This is a genomic window from Vibrio sp. NFR (assembly GCF_027587095.1).
Taxonomy (GTDB): Bacteria; Pseudomonadota; Gammaproteobacteria; order Enterobacterales; family Vibrionaceae; genus Vibrio; species Vibrio harveyi.
This window is the reverse complement of sequence record NZ_JAPPTN010000009.1, coordinates 195197-215253: the sequence shown is the minus strand read 5'-3', so window position 1 is coordinate 215253 and position 20057 is coordinate 195197. Positions and strand designations below refer to the sequence as shown.

Here is a 20057-nt window from a genome sequence, read left to right as displayed (position 1 = left end):
TCTGCTGCGAAAAACTCGTCGCAATTTTATCGTCGTCTTTGACGTGATTTGACCAATAGATAAGACAAGTAACATGCAAGTATCAGATTTCCATTTCGACCTTCCAGATGAACTCATCGCTCGCTACCCTCAACCAGAGCGTACCGCTAGCCGACTGCTGCAAATGGACGGCAATACTGGTGAACTTATTGATGGCACGTTTACCGATGTGCTGGAGCAGGTTCAAGCCGGTGACCTAGTGGTTTTCAACAATACTCGCGTTATTCCTGCGCGTTTGTTTGGTCGTAAAGAATCAGGCGGTAAGCTAGAAGTGTTAGTGGAGCGCATGCTCGACGAGAAAAGCATTCTGGCACACGTTCGTTGTTCGAAATCGCCAAAACCAGGTACAACGATCTTTGTTGGTGAAAACGATGAATACTCAGCACAAATGGTCGCTCGTCATGATGCACTGTTTGAACTGAAATTTAATTCTGATAACACGGTACTAGAGATTCTGGAAGAAATTGGTCACATGCCACTTCCTCCATACATCGACCGTCCAGATGAAGACGCGGATAAAGAGCGTTACCAAACGGTTTATAACCAAAAGCCTGGTGCGGTTGCTGCGCCAACGGCGGGTCTTCACTTTGATGATGTTCTGCTTGAAAAAATCAAAGCGAAAGGCGCTGAGCTAGCATACGTTACTTTGCATGTGGGAGCGGGTACGTTCCAGCCAGTTAAAGTGGATGACATTAATGATCACCACATGCACGCAGAATACGTTGAAGTACCACAAGACGTAGTGGATGCGATTAACGCAACTAAGGCGCGCGGTGGTCGCATCATCGCTGTAGGTACAACGTCTGTTCGCTCACTAGAAAGTGCAGCGCAAGACGCGCTTAAGAAAGGCACAGAACTGGTTCCATTCTTTGGCGATACTGAAATCTTTATCTACCCTGGTTACGAGTACCAGCTGGTGGATTGCTTGATCACCAACTTCCACTTACCTGAATCAACCCTGATCATGTTGGTAAGTGCGTTTGCAGGTTACGAGAACACCATGAATGCTTACAAGCACGCGGTGGAAAACAAATACCGTTTCTTCTCGTACGGTGATTCAATGTTTATTAAAAAGAAGACCGCATAATGTTTTGACCCCTCTCTAGCCTTCCTTTCAAAAAAGGGTGAGGCTAGGAGGGGGAGAAAGTTAACGATTTACGAGTGCTAGCAGTAAGCTAGGAAATAAAGTGGAATCTCTGCTTTGTCTCTCGCACGGAAAAGCGACCGCTCCTTAAAATAGGGTTTACCACCCTGGATAAATAGTCAGACTGTTTCTCTGACACCCGGAGGCATCGTGAAATTAAAATTCGATCTTAAGAAGAAAAACGGCAATGCACGTCGTGGTCAATTGACCTTCGAACGTGGCACTGTTCAAACTCCTGCGTTCATGCCAGTAGGTACTTACGGTACCGTTAAAGGCATGACACCAGAAGAAGTGAAAGGTACTGGTGCAGAAATCCTGCTAGGTAACACTTTCCACCTATGGCTACGTCCTGGTCAAGAAGTGATGAAAATGCACGGTGACCTGCACGATTTCATGAACTGGCACGGTCCTATTCTTACCGATTCAGGCGGTTTCCAAGTATTCAGTCTAGGCAAAATGCGTAAGATCACTGAGAAAGGTGTTCACTTCCGTAGCCCTGTAAACGGTGACAAGATTTTCATGGACGCGGAAAAGTCGATGGAAATCCAAAAAGACCTAGGTTCTGACATCGTAATGATCTTCGACGAGTGTACGCCATACCCGGCGACACACAACGAAGCGAAAAAATCGATGGAAATGTCACTACGCTGGGCACAGCGCTCACGTGATCACTTCAACAAACTAGAAAACCCGAACAACCTATTTGGTATCGTTCAAGGTGGTGTTTACGAAGATCTACGTGATGTGTCTATCAAAGGTCTGACAGAAATCGGCTTTGATGGTTACGCAGTTGGTGGTCTTGCAGTAGGCGAACCGAAAGAAGACATGCACCGTATTCTTGAACACACATGTCCACAACTTCCAGAAGATAAGCCTCGTTACCTAATGGGTGTAGGTAAACCGGAAGATTTGGTTGAAGGTGTTCGTCGTGGTATCGACATGTTTGACTGTGTAATGCCAACGCGTAACGCGCGTAACGGTCACCTATTTGTGACTGGTGGTGTGATCAAGATCCGTAATGCGAAACATAAAACGGATACAACTCCGCTAGATCCGCATTGCGACTGTTACACTTGTCAGCACTACAGCAAATCGTACCTTCACCACCTAGAGCGTTGTAACGAAATCCTAGGTGCTCGTCTGAACACTATCCACAACCTACGCTACTACCAGCGTCTGATGGAAAGCATTCGTAAGGCGATTGATGAAGATCGTTTCGATGAGTTTGTTACTGAATTCTATGAGCGTCGTGGTCGTGAAGTGCCACCGCTTGCAAAAGAGCAGTAATTGACAGATTAAAAGAATTAAAGCCTTTGGCATGTTGCCAGAGGCTTTTGCTAATAAAGTAGGCTAACGTACGTTATTTTTGAGAAGGTGATCTCTATTACTTAATCTCAAACTTGAATCTAAATTACGAAAGCCCAACTTGTTGGATTATCAATAAAATATAATGAGGATGTTTTAATGTTTATTTCTCAAGCTCACGCAGCAGCAGAAGGCGCACCAGCAGGCGGCGGTTTTGAAATGCTAATCATGCTAGGCATGTTCGCGGTGATCTTCTACTTCATGATCTACCGTCCGCAATCTAAGCGTGTTAAAGAACACAAGAACCTAATGTCTTCTATGGGCAAAGGTGATGAAGTTCTAACAAGCGGCGGTCTAGTGGGTAAAATCACTAAGATTGCTGAAGACAACGATTTCATTTCAATTGAGCTAAATGCAAACAATGAAGTTGTAATCAAGAAAGACTTCGTAACTGCAGTGCTACCAAAAGGTACGCTGAAGTCTCTATAAAACAGCTAAAGGATCCTCGCTGTGCTAAACCGTTATCCATTATGGAAGTACTTGATGGTATTTTTTGCCATCATCACCGCTGCGTTGTACGCACTTCCAAATATCTACGGTGAAGATCCGGCTATTCAAGTTACAGGGGCGCGTGGCGCCTCTGTAGATATGTCAACGCTGGATGCTGTCACCAAAGCTCTTGATAAAGAGCATCTCTCTCATAAATCCATTGCTCTCGAGAATGGATCAATCCTTGTTCGTTTCAATGACACTGACACTCAAATCAGTGCCCGCGATATCATCAGCGAAGCGCTTGGCAAAGATAAAATTGTTGCACTAAACCTTGCTCCATCTACGCCAGATTGGCTAGAAGCAATCGGTGCGTCGCCACTTAAGCTAGGTCTTGACCTGCGCGGTGGTGTTCACTTCCTAATGGAAGTTGACATGGACGCGGCGATGGAGAAGTTGGTTGGTCAACAAGAAGAAGCTTTCCGTAGCGAACTTCGTGAAGCTAAGATCCGTTACCGTGCAATCCGTCCTTCTGGTACAGAAGGTGTGGAAGTACTGCTACGTAATGAGGAGCAGCTAGCGGAAGCGAAAGCAACGCTAGAAAAGAATCATCCAGACATGAACTTTGTCGACTCTGATTCTAATGGTCGTTACGCGTTGATTGCCACCTTTACCGAGCAACGTTTACAAGAGATACGTAACTACGCAGTTGAACAAAACATCACGATTCTTCGTAACCGTGTTAACGAACTGGGTGTTGCTGAACCATTGGTTCAACGTCAAGGTGCTAGCCGCATCGTAGTTGAGCTACCAGGTGTTCAAGACACAGCTCGTGCGAAGGAAATTCTAGGTGCTACAGCAACACTAGAGTTCCGCGAAGTTGACGATAAAGCTGACCTATCAGCGGCGGCAAATGGTCGCGCGCCAGCAGGTAGCGAAATCAAGATGGACCGTGATGGTCGCCCAGTTGTGCTTAAGAAGCGCGTTATTCTTGGTGGTCAAAGCATCACGGATGCAAGTTCAAGTGTTGATGAATACGGTCGCCCACAAGTTAACATCTCGCTAGACAGCGAAGGTGGCAACAAAATGTCCGCGTTCTCTAAGAAGAACATCGGTAAGCTAATGGCTACCGTGTTTGCAGAATACAAAGACAGTGGTCGTCGTACGCCTGAAGGCAAAGTTATCCTTGATAAGCATGAAGAAGTTATCAACCAAGCAACGATTCAATCGGCTCTTGGTCGTAACTTCCGTATCACGGGTATCGACTCTGCAGCAGAAGCGCACAACCTAGCACTTCTACTTCGTGCTGGTGCACTAATCGCACCGATCTCTATCGTTGAAGAACGTACCATTGGTCCATCAATGGGTCAGCAAAACATCGATATGGGTATCCAAGCATGTATCTGGGGTATGGTTGCGGTAATGCTGTTTACGCTGCTTTACTACCGTGGCTTTGGTCTGATTGCTAACATTGCGTTGATGGCAAACTTGGTTCTTATCATTGGTGTGATGTCGATGATTCCAGGCGCTACCATGACGTTGCCAGGTATTGCCGGTATCGTCTTAACCGTCGGTATGGCGGTCGATGCGAACGTGCTGATATTCGAGCGTATCCGTGAAGAGCTTCGAGATGGACGCAGTCCTCAGCAAGCGATCCACCAAGGTTACGCAAACGCATTCAGTACCATTGCCGATGCGAACATCACAACGCTTATCACTGCAATCATTCTATTTGCAGTGGGTACAGGCGCAGTGAAGGGCTTCGCGGTAACACTATCTATCGGTATCTTAACTTCAATGTTCACCGCTATTGTGGGTACACGTTGTATCGTGAACCTGATTTACGGTGGCAAACGCGTTGATAAATTGTCGATCTAAGGCTGGGAATTAATATGTTTCAAATTCTAAAAGCAGAAAACACGATCGGCTTTATGCGTTGGTCGAAAGTCGCGTTCGTATTCTCCATCTTTATGATCGCTGCTTCTATCTTCACGCTATCAACCAAATGGTTGAACTGGGGTCTAGACTTTACTGGTGGTACGCTAATCGAGGTAGGTTTTGAACAACCTGCAAACCTTGAAGAAATTCGCGCAGCACTAGATTCAAAAGGCTTCGGCGATGCGACAGTTCAAAACTTCGGTAGTGCTCGTGAAGTGATGGTTCGTCTTCGTCCACGTGACGACGTTTCAGGTGAAACGCTAGGCAACCAAATCATTGGTGCGATCAAAGAAGGTACTGGCGAAAGCGTAGAAATGCGTCGTATTGAATTCGTAGGTCCAAACGTTGGTGATGAGCTAACAGAAGCGGGCGGTCTGGCGATCCTTGTATCGCTAATCTGTATCCTGATCTACGTATCGATGCGATTTGAATGGCGTCTAGCGGCTGGTGCGGTAATGGCACTGGCACACGATATCATCATCACGCTGGGTGTATTCTCATTCCTACAAATCGAAGTTGACCTTACCATCGTAGCGGCGCTACTAACGGTAGTCGGTTACTCGCTCAATGATACCATTGTTGTATTCGACCGGATTCGTGAAAACTTCCGTAAGATGCGTAAGGGTGAACCTTCGGACATCATGGACGCTTCAATTACTCAAACATTGAGCCGTACTTTGATTACGTCTGGTACGACGTTGTTCGTGGTAATTGCACTGTTTATGCAAGGTGGTGCGATGATTCACGGTTTTGCAACAGCGCTATTACTAGGTATCACTGTTGGTACTTACTCTTCTATCTACGTAGCATCAGCGCTAGCGCTAAAACTGGGCATTCAGAAAGAGCACTTGATGCCACCTCAAGTAGAAAAAGAAGGTGCAGAGTTCGACGAGATGCCATAAGGCAGATTGAGAACCGAAAACAAAAACCGCTGAGCAGTCAGCGGTTTTTTTATGCTTGATAGATTTGATTGTTTCACTTTTCTTTGAAGTATTTCCAGCTTGAATTGTAGTTTTTTGATTGAGTTGAATATCGGAAGTATGTTCAACAATTTCGGGGGGAAATAATGTCAAGGCAAGCTGAAATAAAAGTACAGTTACTGAAGTTTGTAGAGATTTCTTACAAACACTATAAAGGCGTTACCACCAAGCTAGTTACTGGGCAGGTAAATGTCCGAGAGCTTTTAGAGCAGTGCGAGTGGGGGCTTTGTAAGTACAGATTTAAGCCGAGTAAAATTGATCAAGCGCTCCGTGAAGCTTGGGTTTAGTTGATTATGCTAAATAGAATTCTACCTATTCCGGTTTTACTCAGTGTTTCAGGGCCCTGCATAGCAAGCCCACTCCACGATACTTACCTTGATATACGCAATAATTTATACAAGATGCAGTATATCGAGGTGGTAGAAGCTATGGCAGGACCAAACCTATCGATTGAAGAGCTAAATAGTATTAAATCTCACCCAATAAAATTTGGTCATCAATTTCCATTTTTATCATCCATCCCATCAAGTTTGGTTACGGAGCTGTCTTACTTTGAAGCATACAGTGAGGATGGAGGCGTTGGGTGTCTTTCCGTTAACGGATTTGGAGATGTATACCAGCCAGTCACGGTTTCGTTGCAGTTTCTAATGAAGGAACAAGTATGGAAGGTTAAGCACGTAAAAATAGACCACTTACCTGACTACGACCGTTTCTATAAACAGGCAGATTGTTCGATATAAAAAAGCCCCGCTCAATGAGCGGGGCTATTCAAAAGTCATCAGCGTGACGGGCTTAGTATGACTTCAGAATCTTACTTAAGGATCGCGCTGTTGCCGTTTTCGCGAACGTGCTTAAGGATAGATTTCACGCCACGAGCGCTAGAAGCAACAATGTTACCAGACTTCATGTAGTCAGTACCGCCAGCGAAGTCAGTTAGGATTGCGCCAGCTTCACGAGCGATAAGCTCACCTGCAGCCATCTGCCAAGGTTTTAGACCTAGCTCAAAGTAACCATCTACACGACCAGCTGCCACATAACATAGGTCAAGAGCAGAACAACCGCTACGACGGAAGTCAGCACACTCAGTGAATAGAGAACCTACGATCTTGATGTAAGACTCAGAGTGTTGCTTCTGTTTGAATGGGAAACCAGTCGCAAGAACAGTACCGTGTAGGTCTTTAAGTTGAGTAACACGGATACGAGCGTTGTTTAGCTGAGCGCCAGCACCGCGTTGTGCAGTGAATAGCTCGTTTTGCATTGGATCGTATACACAAGCCACTTCAGTTTTACCTTTGAAGCGAACCGCGATAGATACTGCGAAAGTTGGGTAACCTTTTACAAAGTTATTAGTGCCATCCATTGGGTCGATGATCCATTGTACGTCTTTATCTTTACCTTCGATAAGACCAGCTTCTTCAGCAACGATGCAGTGCTCTGGGTAAGAGTGCTTGATAGTATCGATGATGATAGCTTCTGCTTCTTTGTCTACATTAGTAACAAAGTCATTAGTGCCTTTTAGCGTAGATTCAATTTTATCTGTGTTTTCTAATGATTTAGCAATGTGATTGCCTGCCTTTCGCGCAGCGCGAATAGCAATGTTTAGCATTGGATGCATACGAATTTCCCAACGGATGTTAAAGAACAATTTAAAGCGGCGGCGAGTATACCAGAGTCAAACGAAAAGGGAAGTGGTTATTTTTTGTGCGCAAGCAAAACGAGTTGTGATAGCTATGTCGATAGAGAAGAAAACAATTGATGAGAATGCGAATAGAAGCCCGCTTCACTCTAGGGTGTATTAGAAAATTATGATAATATTCCTCGGTTTTAATTCAGGTAGCAAACACAGATGTTGGATCAAGTAAAAATCGTACTCGTCGGAACTTCTCATTCAGGCAACATTGGCTCGGCAGCTCGAGCAATGAAAGTCATGGGTTTAAGCCAACTAGTATTGGTTGATCCGCAATGTGAAGTCGATGATCAAACCCTTGCGCTTGCTGCTGGTGCTGGTGATATTGCTCAAAATGCCACTGTAGTAAGTACGCTTGAAGAAGCCATTGAAGATTGCGGTCTTGTTGTGGGTTCAAGTGCTCGCTCACGTACACTTGAATGGCCAATGCTTGAGCCACGTGAGTGTGGAGAAAAGTTTGCAGTTGAAGGGCAAAAGCACCCAGTCGCATTGGTCTTTGGTCGAGAAAGAACCGGTCTAACGAATGATGAACTGCAAAAGTGTCACTATCATGTTTGCATTCCTGCTAACCCTGAATACAGTTCGCTTAACTTAGCGATGGCCGTCCAAACGTTGAGCTATGAAGTTCGCGTTGCACACCTCAACCTAGAGCAAAGCCAATACGCCCCAAGTGAGCCTGAAGAGTATCCACGTCATAAAGAGCTAGAAATGTTCTTTGAGCACCTTGAAAAGGTGATGGTTGATACCCAATTTATCAACAAAGAACAGCCGGGTCAGGTGATGAACAAGCTGCGTCGTTTGTACTCACGTGCACGACCAGAGGTGCAAGAGTTGAATATTCTGCGCGGTGTTTTGACGGCGATCGAAAAGAAACTCTGAACAAATAATAACCACTTTAGGTGTGAGGATGAATACCTGACTAAAATAGTCAAATAAATACTTGATCGTTTTAGTCGGGTATGGAAAAATCCTAATCATTACAAACCATGTGGATACGGTGTGGTATGAAACTTACATCTAAAGGAAGATATGCGGTGACAGCCATGCTGGATGTGGCACTGCATTCGCAACAAAACCCAGTACCTCTTGCAGATATCTCAGAGCGTCAAGGGATCTCGCTCTCATACTTAGAGCAGCTTTTTTCAAAATTGCGTAAAGCAGGTCTTGTAGCCAGCGTTCGTGGTCCTGGTGGTGGTTACCGACTTGGAGCAGACGCGCACAGCATTGCCATTGGCACTGTGATTGCCGCGGTTGATGAGTCAGTAGACGCAACCAAATGCCAAGGCAAAGGCGATTGCCAGGGTGGTACTCGTTGCTTAACTCACACCCTATGGCGTGACCTGAGCTCTCGTATTAGTGACTTCTTGAATAACATTACGCTCGGTGAGCTAATGACAGACAATGAAGTTTTAGAAATTTCTGATCGTCAGGACATTGATCTGGCGGTAACTCATGGGCTTTCAAACAAAAATACAACCGCCGCGCCCATCGGTGTAAACGTCCGCTCTTAGCGGTCAGCATTTTACATTGGAGTAGAGAATGAAACTGCCGATTTATCTTGATTATTCCGCTACATGTCCAGTAGATCCTCGTGTTGCTGAAAAAATGGTTCAGTACATGACAATGGATGGCACATTTGGCAACCCAGCTTCGCGTTCGCACCGTTACGGCTGGCAGGCAGAAGAAGCTGTAGATACTGCTCGTGAGCAAATTGCTGACCTTCTAAATGCAGATCCTCGCGAAATCGTATTCACATCTGGTGCGACAGAGTCTGACAACCTTGCTATCAAAGGTGCAGCACATTTTTACTCTAAGAAGGGTAAACACGTAATCACTTGTAAAACAGAGCATAAAGCGGTTCTTGACCCATGTCGTCAACTAGAACGCGAAGGCTTTGAAGTGACTTACCTAGAGCCAGAATCAAACGGTCTGATCGATCTAAACAAACTTCAAGCAGCAATGCGAGAAGACACTGTTTTGGTATCAATCATGCACGTTAACAACGAGATTGGTGTAATCCAAGACATCGCTGCAATCGGCGAACTATGTCGTGAACGTAAGATTGTGTTCCACGTGGATGCGGCACAGTCTGCGGGCAAACTGCCAATCGATGTTCAAGAATTGAAAGTTGACCTAATTTCACTGTCTGCGCACAAAGTATACGGTCCTAAAGGCATTGGCGCACTTTACGTACGTCGTAAGCCTCGTATCCGTCTGGAAGCGCAAATGCACGGTGGTGGTCATGAGCGTGGTTTCCGTTCGGGTACACTTCCAACTCACCAAATCGTGGGTATGGGTGAAGCGTTCCGTGTAGCGAAGGAAGACATGCAAAAAGATTACGATCACGCGCTAGCACTTCGTAACCGTCTTCTAGATGGCGTTAAAGATCTAGAAGCAGTAACGGTGAACGGTGATCTTGAACAGCGTGTTCCACACAACCTAAACGTGAGCTTTGCATTCGTAGAAGGTGAATCTCTACTGATGTCACTGAAAGACCTAGCAGTCTCTTCTGGTAGTGCTTGTACATCAGCGAGCCTAGAGCCATCTTACGTTCTTCGTGCACTTGGTCTAGACGACGAATTGGCGCACAGCTCAGTACGTTTCTCATTTGGTCGTTTCACGACTGAAGCAGAAATTGATTACGCAATTGAACAAATCCGCGTTGCAGTGACTAAGCTACGCGACATGTCTCCTCTATGGGATATGTACAAGGAAGGGGTTGATCTGAGCACTGTTGAATGGGCTCACCATTAATCTCACGGACTGAATAGAGGATTCGAGGTAATTTATCATGGCATACAGCGAAAAAGTAATTGATCACTACGAGAACCCACGTAACGTTGGTTCGTTCGATAAAGAAGACCCATCAGTAGGCAGCGGCATGGTTGGCGCACCAGCTTGTGGTGACGTAATGAAGCTTCAAATCAAAGTGACGCCAGAAGGCATCATTGAAGACGCGAAATTCAAAACATACGGTTGTGGTAGTGCAATCGCTTCAAGCTCACTAGTAACTGAGTGGGTAAAAGGCAAGTCTATCGACGAAGCGGCATCTATCAAAAACTCTGAGATTGCAGAAGAGCTAGAGCTTCCACCAGTGAAAGTTCACTGCTCAATCCTTGCGGAAGACGCAATCAAAGCAGCGGTTGCTGACTACAAGAAAAAACACCAGGAATAATTATTCCGTATATAATGGGAGCCCTTGAAATGCTCCCATTCCAAAACGTAATTTAGACAGACTAAGGTGCAGTATGGCCATCACAATGACAGAATCAGCGGCAAGTCGCGTAAAAGCATTCCTAGATAACCGAGGTAAAGGTATCGGTTTGCGTCTTGGAGTGAAGACGACAGGCTGTTCCGGCATGGCTTACGTTCTTGAGTTTGTTGATGATCTAAACGAAGAAGATGAAGTTTTTGAACTGTCGGATGTAAAGATCATCATTGATAAGAAAAGCCTAGTATACCTAGACGGTACTGAGCTGGATTACGTTAAGGAAGGGTTGAATGAAGGTTTTGAATTCAACAACCCTAACGCGAAAAGTGAATGTGGTTGTGGTGAAAGCTTCAACGTCTAATTGACTGTCCTTCTGGGCAAGTGAGTCCAGAAGGCTTTACTAGGACCCGATCTTAATGAATCACTTTGAATTATTTGGGCTACCAAGTCAGTTTCAGCTGGATGGTAGCCTTCTTTCTTCTCAGTTCCGAGAACTACAAAAACGCTTCCACCCAGACAACTTTGCGACTGCCTCAGAGCGTGATCGCTTGATGGCTGTTCAAAAAGCAGCGCAAATCAACGATGCGTATCAAATACTTAAGCATCCAATCTCTCGCGCTGAATACATATTGGCAGAAAACGGCACAGAAATTCGTGGTGAGCAACAAACCATGCAAGACCCGATGTTCCTAATGGAACAAATGGAACTGCGTGAAGAACTGGAAGACATTGCTGACAGCTCTGATCCTGAATCAGCGCTTTTTGACTTCGATTCTAAGGTCAGCAAAATGTACAAACAGCATTTGGCGAGTGTAGAACAAGAACTTGACCAAGGTCTTTGGGCGGAAGCTGCAGACCGAGTTCGTAAACTCAAATTCATTGCCAAGCTAAAGAACGAAATTGAACTGGTTGAAGACAAGCTCCTCGGCTAGTTAGCGCGACAAGGACCCATCATGGCATTACTTCAAATCGCAGAACCGGGCCAAAGCTCGGCACCTCATGAGCACAAGTTAGCAGCGGGTATCGACTTAGGTACTACCAACTCTTTGGTTGCGTCTGTTCGCAGCGGTGACGCAAACACACTGACAGACGATCAAGGTCGTAGCATTTTGCCTTCTGTGGTGAACTACGCACAGGACTCGGCTTTAGTTGGTTACGAGGCAAAAGCAAAAGCAGAGCAAGAACCAGAAAACACCATTATTTCGGTAAAACGTCTGATTGGTCGTTCACTAAAAGACATTCAAGCTCGCTACCCATCTTTGCCTTACCAATTTAAAGAAAGCGACAACGGTCTGCCTATTTTGCAAACTGCACAAGGTGACAAGAACCCGATTGAAGTGTCTGCCGATATTCTTAAAGCACTAGGAAAACGTGCAGAAGATACACTCGGCGGCGAGTTAGCTGGCGTGGTTATTACTGTTCCTGCTTACTTTGATGATGCTCAACGTGCTGGTACAAAAGATGCGGCGAAATTGGCGGGGCTTCATGTGCTACGTCTGCTTAACGAGCCGACAGCTGCAGCGATCGCTTACGGCCTAGACTCTGGTCAAGAGGGCGTGATTGCGGTTTACGATCTAGGTGGCGGTACGTTCGATATCTCCATCCTACGTTTGTCAAAAGGCGTATTTGAAGTATTAGCAACAGGTGGTGATTCTGCGCTAGGCGGTGATGATTTTGACCACCTATTAGCGGATTACCTAATGGAGCAAGCTGGTCTAGAAGCGCCGCTTTCTGCTGAGAAAAACCGTGCACTGCTGAACATTGCAACAGCAACTAAGATTGCTTTCTCTGAGCAAGACAGTGTTGATGTTGATGTATTTGGTTGGAAAGGTTCTGTGACTCGCGAGCAGTTCGAAGATCTGATTCGTCCGCTAGTGAAGAAAACCCTGATGTCTTGCCGTCGTGCATTGAAAGATGCGGATGTGGATGCGGAAGACGTACTTGAAGCGGTTATGGTTGGCGGTTCAACTCGCACATTGCTTGTTCGTGAAATGGTAGGTGAATTCTTCGGTCGTACACCACTGACAAGCATTAACCCAGATGAAGTTGTTGCAATCGGCGCGGGTATTCAAGCAGATATCCTAGCGGGTAACAAACCTGACTCTGAGATGCTGCTTCTGGACGTTATTCCTTTATCTCTTGGTATTGAAACCATGGGCGGCTTGGTTGAGAAAATCATTCCACGTAACACCACTATTCCTGTGGCTCGTGCGCAAGAGTTTACGACGTTCAAAGATGGTCAAACGGCAATGAGCGTGCACACCGTACAAGGTGAACGAGAAATGGTGGATGACTGTCGTTCACTGGCTCGTTTCTCATTAAAAGGCATTCCACCGATGGCGGCTGGTGCTGCACACATTCGCGTGACGTACCAAGTGGACGCTGATGGTCTGTTGTCTGTCACTGCGATGGAAAAGAGCACGGGTGTTCAGGCTGAAATCCAAGTGAAACCTTCTTACGGTTTAAGCGATGACGAAGTCGCAAACATGCTGCGTGACTCGATGACTTACGCGAAAGAAGACATGCAAGCTCGTGCACTGGCTGAGCAGCGCGTAGAAGCGGATCGTGTGATTGAAGGTTTGATTGCTGCGATGCAAGCTGATGGTGATGAACTACTATCAGACCAAGAGAAACAAGACCTATTAAAAGTGATTGAAGCGCTGATTGAACTGCGCAACGGCGAAGATGCGGACGCTATCGAGCAAGGCATCAAAGACACCGACAAAGCAAGCCAAGATTTTGCGTCGCGCCGTATGGATAAATCGATTCGAGCTGCACTGTCAGGTCAGTCAGTTAATGATATATAAGAGATAAGTAGTTATGCCTAAGATTATTGTATTACCACACGAAGATTTGTGCCCAGAGGGTGCAGTGTTGGAAGCAAACACTGGTGACACCGTTCTAGACGTAGCGCTAAAAAATGGCATTGGTATCGAACACGCATGTGAAAAGTCATGTGCATGTACTACCTGCCACGTGATCATTCGTGAAGGTTTTGATTCGCTAGAAGAGAGTGAAGAGCTAGAAGATGACATGCTAGATAAAGCATGGGGTCTAGAGCCTGAATCTCGTCTTGGTTGCCAAGCAAAAGTAGCGGATGAAGATTTGGTTGTTGAAATTCCAAAATACACGCTAAACCACGCGTCGGAAGATCACTAATACTATCTCCCCAACATAGGGGCGAAGCAAAAGGAAGATGAGCAATGAAATGGACAGATTCTCGCGATATCGCGATTGAGCTTTGTGACAAGTTTCCCGACTTAGATCCTAAAACCGTACGTTTTACCGATCTTCACCAATGGATCATGGAGTTGGATGAGTTTGACGATGAGCCAAACCATTGTAATGAAAAGATTCTAGAAGCGGTTATCTTGTGCTGGATGGACGAAGCAGACTAATGCTCAATTCGGCGGTAAAACGCAGCAGAGTTAACAATTCTCACTAAAAAAAGCGGACCTTTAGGTCCGTTTTTTTATCAAGTTGACATTTTTACCCTACATAATGCTAACATCCGTTAGTTATTAAAAAAGAAGAGGCGTAGGCAACGCCGTTATAAGACAAGGAGAAACCATGTCTACACAGATGTCTGTATTTCTTAGCCAAGAACCAGCGGCACCACATTGGGGCGACAAAGCACTGCTTTCTTTCGCTGAGAATGGCGCAACCATTCACCTAGGTGAAGGTCACGATCTTGGTGCGATTCAACGTGCAGCGCGTCAACTCGATGGCCAAGGAATTCGTTCAGTTTTACTTGCTGGTGATAACTGGGATTTGGAGAGCGTTTGGGCATTCCACCAAGGTTACCGCAACCCGAAAAAACACGGCACACTAGAATGGGTTGAGCTTTCTGAGCAAGACCAAGCAGAGCTTCACGCTCGCATCACTTCTACGGACTTTACTCGCGATATCATCAACAAAACTGCAGAAGAAGTGGCGCCACGTCAATTGGCAACCATGGCAGCTGAATTCATCAAATCTATCGCGCCACAAGGTACAGTAACGGCTCGTATCGTTAAAGATAAAGATCTGCTTTCAGAAGGTTGGGAAGGTATTTATGCCGTAGGTCGTGGCTCTGAGCGCACATCGGCAATGCTGCAACTTGATTACAACCCAACAGGCGATGAAAACGCACCAGTCTTTGCATGTCTAGTAGGTAAAGGCATCACCTTTGATTCAGGTGGTTACAGCTTGAAGCCATCAAACTTCATGACGGCAATGAAAGCGGACATGGGCGGTTCAGGTACGATTACTGGCGGTCTTGGTCTTGCTATTCTTCGTGGTCTTAATAAGCGTGTAAAGCTTATCCTTTGTTGTGCGGAGAACATGGTCTCTGGTCGCGCACTTAAACTGGGCGACATCATCACTTACAAAAATGGTAAGACCGTTGAGATCATGAATACCGACGCAGAAGGTCGTTTGGTTCTTGCTGATGGTCTTATTTACGCAAGTGAGCAAAACCCTGAACTGATCATTGACTGTGCGACCCTAACGGGCGCAGCGAAGAATGCACTAGGGAACGATTACCATGCATTAATGAGCTTTGATGATGAGCTTTCTCATCAAGCGCTAACGGCGGCAAACCAAGAGAAAGAAGGTCTGTGGCCACTGCCTCTTGCTGATTTTCACCGTGGCATGCTGCCGTCAAACTTTGCTGACCTATCTAACATCAGTTCTGGCGATTACTCACCTGGCGCAAGTACAGCTGCAGCATTCTTGTCTTACTTTGTCGAGGATTACAAGAAAGGTTGGTTGCACTTTGACTGTGCAGGCACGTACCGTAAGTCAGCGTCTGATAAGTGGGCTGCAGGCGCAACAGGCATGGGTGTTCGCACACTTGCTCGTTTCTTGAACGAACAAGCAGCAAAATAAGACTTTTACCAGTGCAGACACCCCGTCTGTACTGGTATAACTAAGAGAGACGCAAGTCACTCATATAAAACTATTATTACAAGTACAAAAAGGAAACTTTATGGCTCTAGAAAGAACGTTTTCAATTGTTAAGCCCGACGCTGTAGAACGCAACCTGATTGGTGAAATCTACCACCGTATTGAAAAGGCGGGTCTACGTATCGTTGCTGCAAAAATGGTTCATCTGACAGAAGAACAGGCGAGCGGTTTTTACGCAGAACATGAAGGCAAACCTTTTTTCCCTGCACTGAAAGAGTTCATGACATCTGGTCCTATCATGGTTCAGGTTCTTGAAGGTGAAGATGCAATCGCACGCTACCGTGAGCTAATGGGCAAAACAAACCCAGAAGAAGCAGCATGTGGCACTATCCGTGCCGATTACGCACTAAGCATGCGCCATAACTCTGTTCATGGTTCGGATAGCCCTGAGTCAGCAGCTCGTGAAATCGAGTACTTCTTCCCAGAGTCAGAGATTTGCCCTCGCTAATCTTGTACTAATTTGCTTCCTAAGCCTCGGATCTTTCCGGGGCTTTTTCTTATCTGTTACTTAGAAAGAATGAATGATAATAATTGGCTAAAATTTAATCATTAATATTTTAATGCCTTAGCGAAGTCGGGGTCTTACAGCCCTTGTTGTAGCTGCATAAAGGCTGTACAATTCGCGCCCTTATTCTTGTTTCAGTCATTGAGAGGCAACATGACCACTGAAAAAATCAATCTACTCGACTTTGATCGCAAGGGCATGCGTCAATTTTTCGCGGAAGAGCTAGGCGAAAAAGCGTTCCGTGCTGATCAGGTTATGAAGTGGATCTACCATTTCGGTGTTGATGACTTCGATAACATGACGAACATCAACAAGAAACTACGTGAAAAACTGCAGTACAAGTGTGAAATCAAAGCACCAACGGTAGCAGAGGCTCAACATTCTTCAGACGGCACAATTAAGTGGGCGATGAAGGTGGGTGACCAAGACGTAGAAACGGTCTACATCCCAGAAGATGACCGCGCAACATTATGTGTGTCTTCTCAGGTTGGTTGTGCGCTGGAGTGTAAGTTCTGTTCAACCGCTCAACAAGGTTTCAACCGTAACCTAAAAGTATCTGAAATCATTGGTCAGGTATGGCGTGCTGCACGTGAAATCGGCTTACAGAAAGAAACGGGTCGCCGTCCAATCACTAACGTAGTGATGATGGGGATGGGTGAGCCACTTCTTAACATGAAGAACCTTATCCCTGCGCTTGAAATCATGCTTGATGATCTTGGTTTCGGTCTTTCTAAGCGTCGAGTTACCGTATCAACGTCAGGTGTTGTTTCTGGTCTTGATCAGATGACCGGTAAAATTGATGTAGCATTGGCGATTTCTCTTCATGCACCAAACGACAAGCTACGTAGTGAAATCATGCCGATCAACGACCGTTGGGATATCCAAGATTTTCTCGCGTCTGTTCGCCGTTACATCGCGTCTTCAAATGCTAACCGCGGTAAAGTTACGGTAGAGTACGTGCTGCTTGATCATGTTAATGATGACATGGACCACGCACGTGAGTTGGCAGAGCTAATGAAAGATACGCCATGCAAGATCAACCTGATTCCATTTAACCCGTACCCAGGTTCACCTTACAAGAAACCAAGTAACTCACGTATTGACCGTTTCCAAAAAACATTGATGCAATATGACCACACTGTAACGGTTCGTAAAACACGTGGTGATGATATTGATGCTGCGTGTGGTCAGTTAGTCGGTGATGTTATTGACCGTACGAAACGTACCGCAGCTTTAAAAGCAGCACGTGGTGCTGAAACTATCGATGTAAAAGCGGTTTAAGACGCCAAGAATAAAGAAATAGCCAGAGCCTTATGCTCTGGCTATTTTGTTTATTACAAGTGGATTGTCATTTGATGCTGACAGACTGAACGGTGCTAATTTTACTTTGCTGTGTCAATTTTTGGACAAAAGCTTGAGCTATCTGTTAATTTGAGAGCAAAGAGTTTTTGTCTTCGTTAAACATTCGCTTATCATGGTGAGTGAAATATAACTACGACATTGACTATTCTCAGTATTTTTTCCAATACGCTTTGCTGAACCATTGCAAGACGAGCATTCTTACTCTGACTACTGAGAATTTCTAAAAGATTATTTTTGGTTAACGCGTTTAGGCTAGCTATCTTTAAGTGAGGCTTAATTAGAACAAAAACGAAAATAAATAACTGCGTTAGCCACCAAACAGATTAAATACCGCCATTATGACAGAACACGAAAAGACTAATGAAGTGCCTCTTTCTATGGAAGCAGGCACAATACTAAAAAACAAACGCGAATCTCTAGGTATGACTCAGAAGCACGTTGCTGATCGCCTTAGACTTCGCGTTTCTGTTATTGAAGACATTGAAAACAATCGATTTGAAGAACAACAGGTCACGACATTCACGCGTGGCTATTTGCGTTCGTATGCAAAGCTTGTTGGTCTTGATGAAAAGATTGTTTTGGCAGCTTTAGAGCAAACATCTGAAGTTCATGTGAAGCCGCAAGAAACAGAGATGCAAAGCTTCTCTCGTAAAACCAAGCACGAGAAACACAACAGCCGAATTATGTTGCTGACTTGGGCAATCGCGATCGTGATTACCGGTATCTCCGCGGCATGGTGGTGGCAAAACCAACAAGAGAATAGCCTTGCACAGTTGAGTTCTGAAACGGCAGAAACAGAACATGTTGCCAATGATGCTGATATCGATCAGATGAGCGCAGATGAGCTAATCGCAAGCACTCCAGCTGAAATCGCTCCTGTATCTGCTGCGCCAGCGGTTGTTTCTGAAGCTGATACGACAATGAGCGCGACTGATGAGGCGATGGCTGAGTCAACAGTAACTCCGACAGCTGAAGCTGTTGAGGAAACCGCTCAAGAGCCTGTTGCGGTTATCGAAGATGCTCAAGCGGCAGAAGAGCCAGTAACTCCAGTTATTCCAGAAGGCATGACGTTACTGACTATGAAATTTAAAGCTGATTGCTGGATTCAAGTTAAAGACGCAAACGGCAAAACACTGGTAAGTGGTACTCGCAAACCGGGTCAAGATGTAGAACTTGTCGGAAAAGCACCGTTTAAAGTGATATTAGGCGCACCTGAAGGCGTAACAATGACATTTGCAAGTGAACCTGTCGACCTTTCTGGGTATACTTCAGGCAAAGTAGCTAGATTCACTTTACCGTTATAAATATTATGCAACACGAATCTCCAATTATTCGTCGTAAATCGACGCGTATTTATGTGGGTGATGTGCCAATTGGTGATGGTGCACCAATTGCTGTACAGTCAATGACAAACACTCGCACGACTGATGTGGAAGCCACAGTCGCACAAATCCGAGCATTAGAAAAAGTGGGTGCAGACATTGTACGTGTTTCTGTTCCTACCATGGATGCGGCGGAAGCCTTTAAGCTTATCAAACAGCAAGTGTCAGTGCCGCTCGTTGCGGACATCCACTTCGACTACCGTATTGCACTGAAAGTGGCAGAGTACGGTGTTGACTGTTTGCGCATTAACCCAGGTAACATTGGCAACGAAGAGCGTATTCGTTCGGTTGTTGATTGTGCCCGTGACAAAAACATCCCAATCCGTATTGGCGTCAACGGTGGCTCTTTAGAAAAAGATCTGCAGATGAAATACGGTGAGCCAACGCCAGAAGCATTGGTGGAATCGGCGATGCGTCATGTGGATCATCTAGACCGCCTTAACTTTGACCAGTTCAAAGTTAGTGTGAAAGCGTCGGATGTATTCCTAGCGGTGGATTCATACCGCCTATTGGCAAAGCAGATTGACCAGCCACTACACCTCGGTATCACCGAAGCTGGTGGTGCAAGAGCTGGTGCTGTGAAGTCATCGGTTGGTCTTGGTATGCTTTTAGCTGAAGGCATCGGTGATACGCTACGTATCTCGTTGGCGGCAGATCCGGTAGAAGAGATCAAAGTTGGCTTTGATATTCTTAAGTCTCTGCGTATTCGCTCACGTGGTATCAACTTTATTGCCTGTCCAAGCTGCTCACGTCAGGAATTCGACGTGATTAACACAGTAAACGCATTGGAAGAGCGCCTAGAAGACATCATCACACCTATGGATGTGTCTATCATCGGCTGTGTCGTAAACGGCCCAGGTGAAGCTGAGGTTTCACACCTAGGTCTGGCAGGCAGCAACAAGAAGAGCGCATTCTACGAAGACGGAAAACGTCAGAAAGAGCGTTTTGACAACGATGATCTAGTGAATCAGCTAGAAGCCAAAATCCGTGCGAAAGCATCTGTATTAGATCAAGCTAACCGCATCGATATCAAACAAGAAGATTAATCTCATAGCTTGAGCACACTAA

The 20057-nt window shown here is 45.6% G+C and carries 21 protein-coding genes; 20 read left to right on the top strand and 1 reads right to left on the bottom strand.

The features are described 5' to 3' along the window. Positions 1–73: 73 nt before the first annotated feature. The 6 genes from queA (at position 74) to OH463_RS17865 (ending at position 6635) form a co-directional block, all read left to right on the top strand. Positions 74–1126 carry a tRNA preQ1(34) S-adenosylmethionine ribosyltransferase-isomerase QueA gene (gene queA / locus OH463_RS17890; RefSeq protein WP_038898477.1) on the top strand — a complete coding sequence of 351 codons (1053 nt, stop codon included), beginning with the start codon at positions 74–76 and terminating at the stop codon, positions 1124–1126. Positions 1127–1333: 207 nt separating this feature from the next. Continuing rightward, complete coding sequence (gene tgt, locus OH463_RS17885) at positions 1334–2470, top strand: tRNA guanosine(34) transglycosylase Tgt (RefSeq protein ID WP_009697666.1); 1137 nt, start codon at positions 1334–1336, stop codon at positions 2468–2470. 177 nt (positions 2471–2647) lie between these two features. Then, positions 2648–2977 (top strand): preprotein translocase subunit YajC, encoded by a 330-nt coding sequence (yajC, locus tag OH463_RS17880; protein WP_005424903.1) that lies wholly within the window; start codon positions 2648–2650, stop codon positions 2975–2977. A 21-nt stretch (positions 2978–2998) separates the two neighbouring features. Further along, positions 2999–4855, top strand: coding sequence for a protein translocase subunit SecD (gene secD / locus OH463_RS17875; RefSeq protein WP_005447728.1), 1857 nt, complete (start codon positions 2999–3001; stop codon positions 4853–4855). A 14-nt stretch (positions 4856–4869) separates the two neighbouring features. Beyond that, a complete protein-coding gene (gene secF / locus OH463_RS17870) occupies positions 4870–5817 on the top strand; it encodes a protein translocase subunit SecF (RefSeq protein ID WP_005447727.1) in 948 nt (315 codons plus the stop codon). Positions 5818–6296: 479 nt separating this feature from the next. Further along, positions 6297–6635 (top strand): hypothetical protein, encoded by a 339-nt coding sequence (locus OH463_RS17865; protein ID WP_033002896.1) that lies wholly within the window; start codon positions 6297–6299, stop codon positions 6633–6635. Positions 6636–6706: 71 nt separating this feature from the next. Here the strand turns inward: OH463_RS17865 and suhB are convergent, their stop codons facing one another. Beyond that, entirely contained in the window at positions 6707–7510 is an 804-nt protein-coding gene (suhB, locus tag OH463_RS17860; RefSeq protein WP_005447724.1) for an inositol-1-monophosphatase, read from the bottom strand. A gap of 231 nt (positions 7511–7741) precedes the next feature. Between suhB and trmJ the strand changes: the two genes are divergently transcribed. The 14 genes from trmJ to ispG all read left to right on the top strand — a co-directional run bounded on the left by trmJ (position 7742) and on the right by ispG (position 20035). Further along, positions 7742–8461, top strand: a complete 720-nt coding sequence (gene trmJ, locus OH463_RS17855; protein WP_050904177.1) for a tRNA (cytosine(32)/uridine(32)-2'-O)-methyltransferase TrmJ — start codon at positions 7742–7744, stop codon at positions 8459–8461. A gap of 125 nt (positions 8462–8586) precedes the next feature. Continuing rightward, positions 8587–9093 (top strand): Fe-S cluster assembly transcriptional regulator IscR, encoded by a 507-nt coding sequence (gene iscR / locus OH463_RS17850; RefSeq protein ID WP_005381720.1) that lies wholly within the window; start codon positions 8587–8589, stop codon positions 9091–9093. A gap of 28 nt (positions 9094–9121) precedes the next feature. Then, on the top strand, positions 9122–10336 hold the full coding sequence (locus OH463_RS17845) for an IscS subfamily cysteine desulfurase (RefSeq protein WP_005447719.1): 1215 nt from the start codon (positions 9122–9124) through the stop codon (positions 10334–10336). 37 nt (positions 10337–10373) lie between these two features. Further along, a complete protein-coding gene (gene iscU, locus OH463_RS17840; protein ID WP_005424883.1) occupies positions 10374–10757 on the top strand; it encodes a Fe-S cluster assembly scaffold IscU in 384 nt (127 codons plus the stop codon). A 73-nt stretch (positions 10758–10830) separates the two neighbouring features. Beyond that, positions 10831–11154: an iron-sulfur cluster assembly protein IscA gene (gene iscA / locus OH463_RS17835; RefSeq protein WP_005424893.1), complete on the top strand. Its 324-nt coding sequence runs from the start codon at positions 10831–10833 to the stop codon at positions 11152–11154. A 55-nt stretch (positions 11155–11209) separates the two neighbouring features. Then, positions 11210–11725 (top strand): co-chaperone HscB, encoded by a 516-nt coding sequence (gene hscB / locus OH463_RS17830; RefSeq protein WP_005447715.1) that lies wholly within the window; start codon positions 11210–11212, stop codon positions 11723–11725. Between the two features lie 21 nt (positions 11726–11746). After that, on the top strand, positions 11747–13600 hold the full coding sequence (gene hscA, locus OH463_RS17825; protein ID WP_009702953.1) for a Fe-S protein assembly chaperone HscA: 1854 nt from the start codon (positions 11747–11749) through the stop codon (positions 13598–13600). A 13-nt stretch (positions 13601–13613) separates the two neighbouring features. Beyond that, positions 13614–13952 (top strand): ISC system 2Fe-2S type ferredoxin, encoded by a 339-nt coding sequence (gene fdx / locus OH463_RS17820; RefSeq protein WP_005424889.1) that lies wholly within the window; start codon positions 13614–13616, stop codon positions 13950–13952. Between the two features lie 44 nt (positions 13953–13996). Continuing rightward, entirely contained in the window at positions 13997–14191 is a 195-nt protein-coding gene (gene iscX / locus OH463_RS17815) for a Fe-S cluster assembly protein IscX (RefSeq protein ID WP_005424887.1), read from the top strand. Between the two features lie 172 nt (positions 14192–14363). Next, positions 14364–15662 carry an aminopeptidase PepB gene (gene pepB / locus OH463_RS17810; RefSeq protein WP_005447710.1) on the top strand — a complete coding sequence of 433 codons (1299 nt, stop codon included), beginning with the start codon at positions 14364–14366 and terminating at the stop codon, positions 15660–15662. 100 nt (positions 15663–15762) lie between these two features. Further along, positions 15763–16188 (top strand): nucleoside-diphosphate kinase, encoded by a 426-nt coding sequence (gene ndk, locus OH463_RS17805; protein WP_005440311.1) that lies wholly within the window; start codon positions 15763–15765, stop codon positions 16186–16188. 210 nt (positions 16189–16398) lie between these two features. Then, complete coding sequence (locus OH463_RS17800) at positions 16399–17526, top strand: bifunctional tRNA (adenosine(37)-C2)-methyltransferase TrmG/ribosomal RNA large subunit methyltransferase RlmN (RefSeq protein ID WP_005447708.1); 1128 nt, start codon at positions 16399–16401, stop codon at positions 17524–17526. 419 nt (positions 17527–17945) lie between these two features. Beyond that, entirely contained in the window at positions 17946–18911 is a 966-nt protein-coding gene (gene rodZ / locus OH463_RS17795; RefSeq protein WP_269991846.1) for a cytoskeleton protein RodZ, read from the top strand. 5 nt (positions 18912–18916) lie between these two features. Beyond that, positions 18917–20035, top strand: a complete 1119-nt coding sequence (ispG, locus tag OH463_RS17790; RefSeq protein WP_005424674.1) for a flavodoxin-dependent (E)-4-hydroxy-3-methylbut-2-enyl-diphosphate synthase — start codon at positions 18917–18919, stop codon at positions 20033–20035. Positions 20036–20057: the final 22 nt, after the last annotated feature.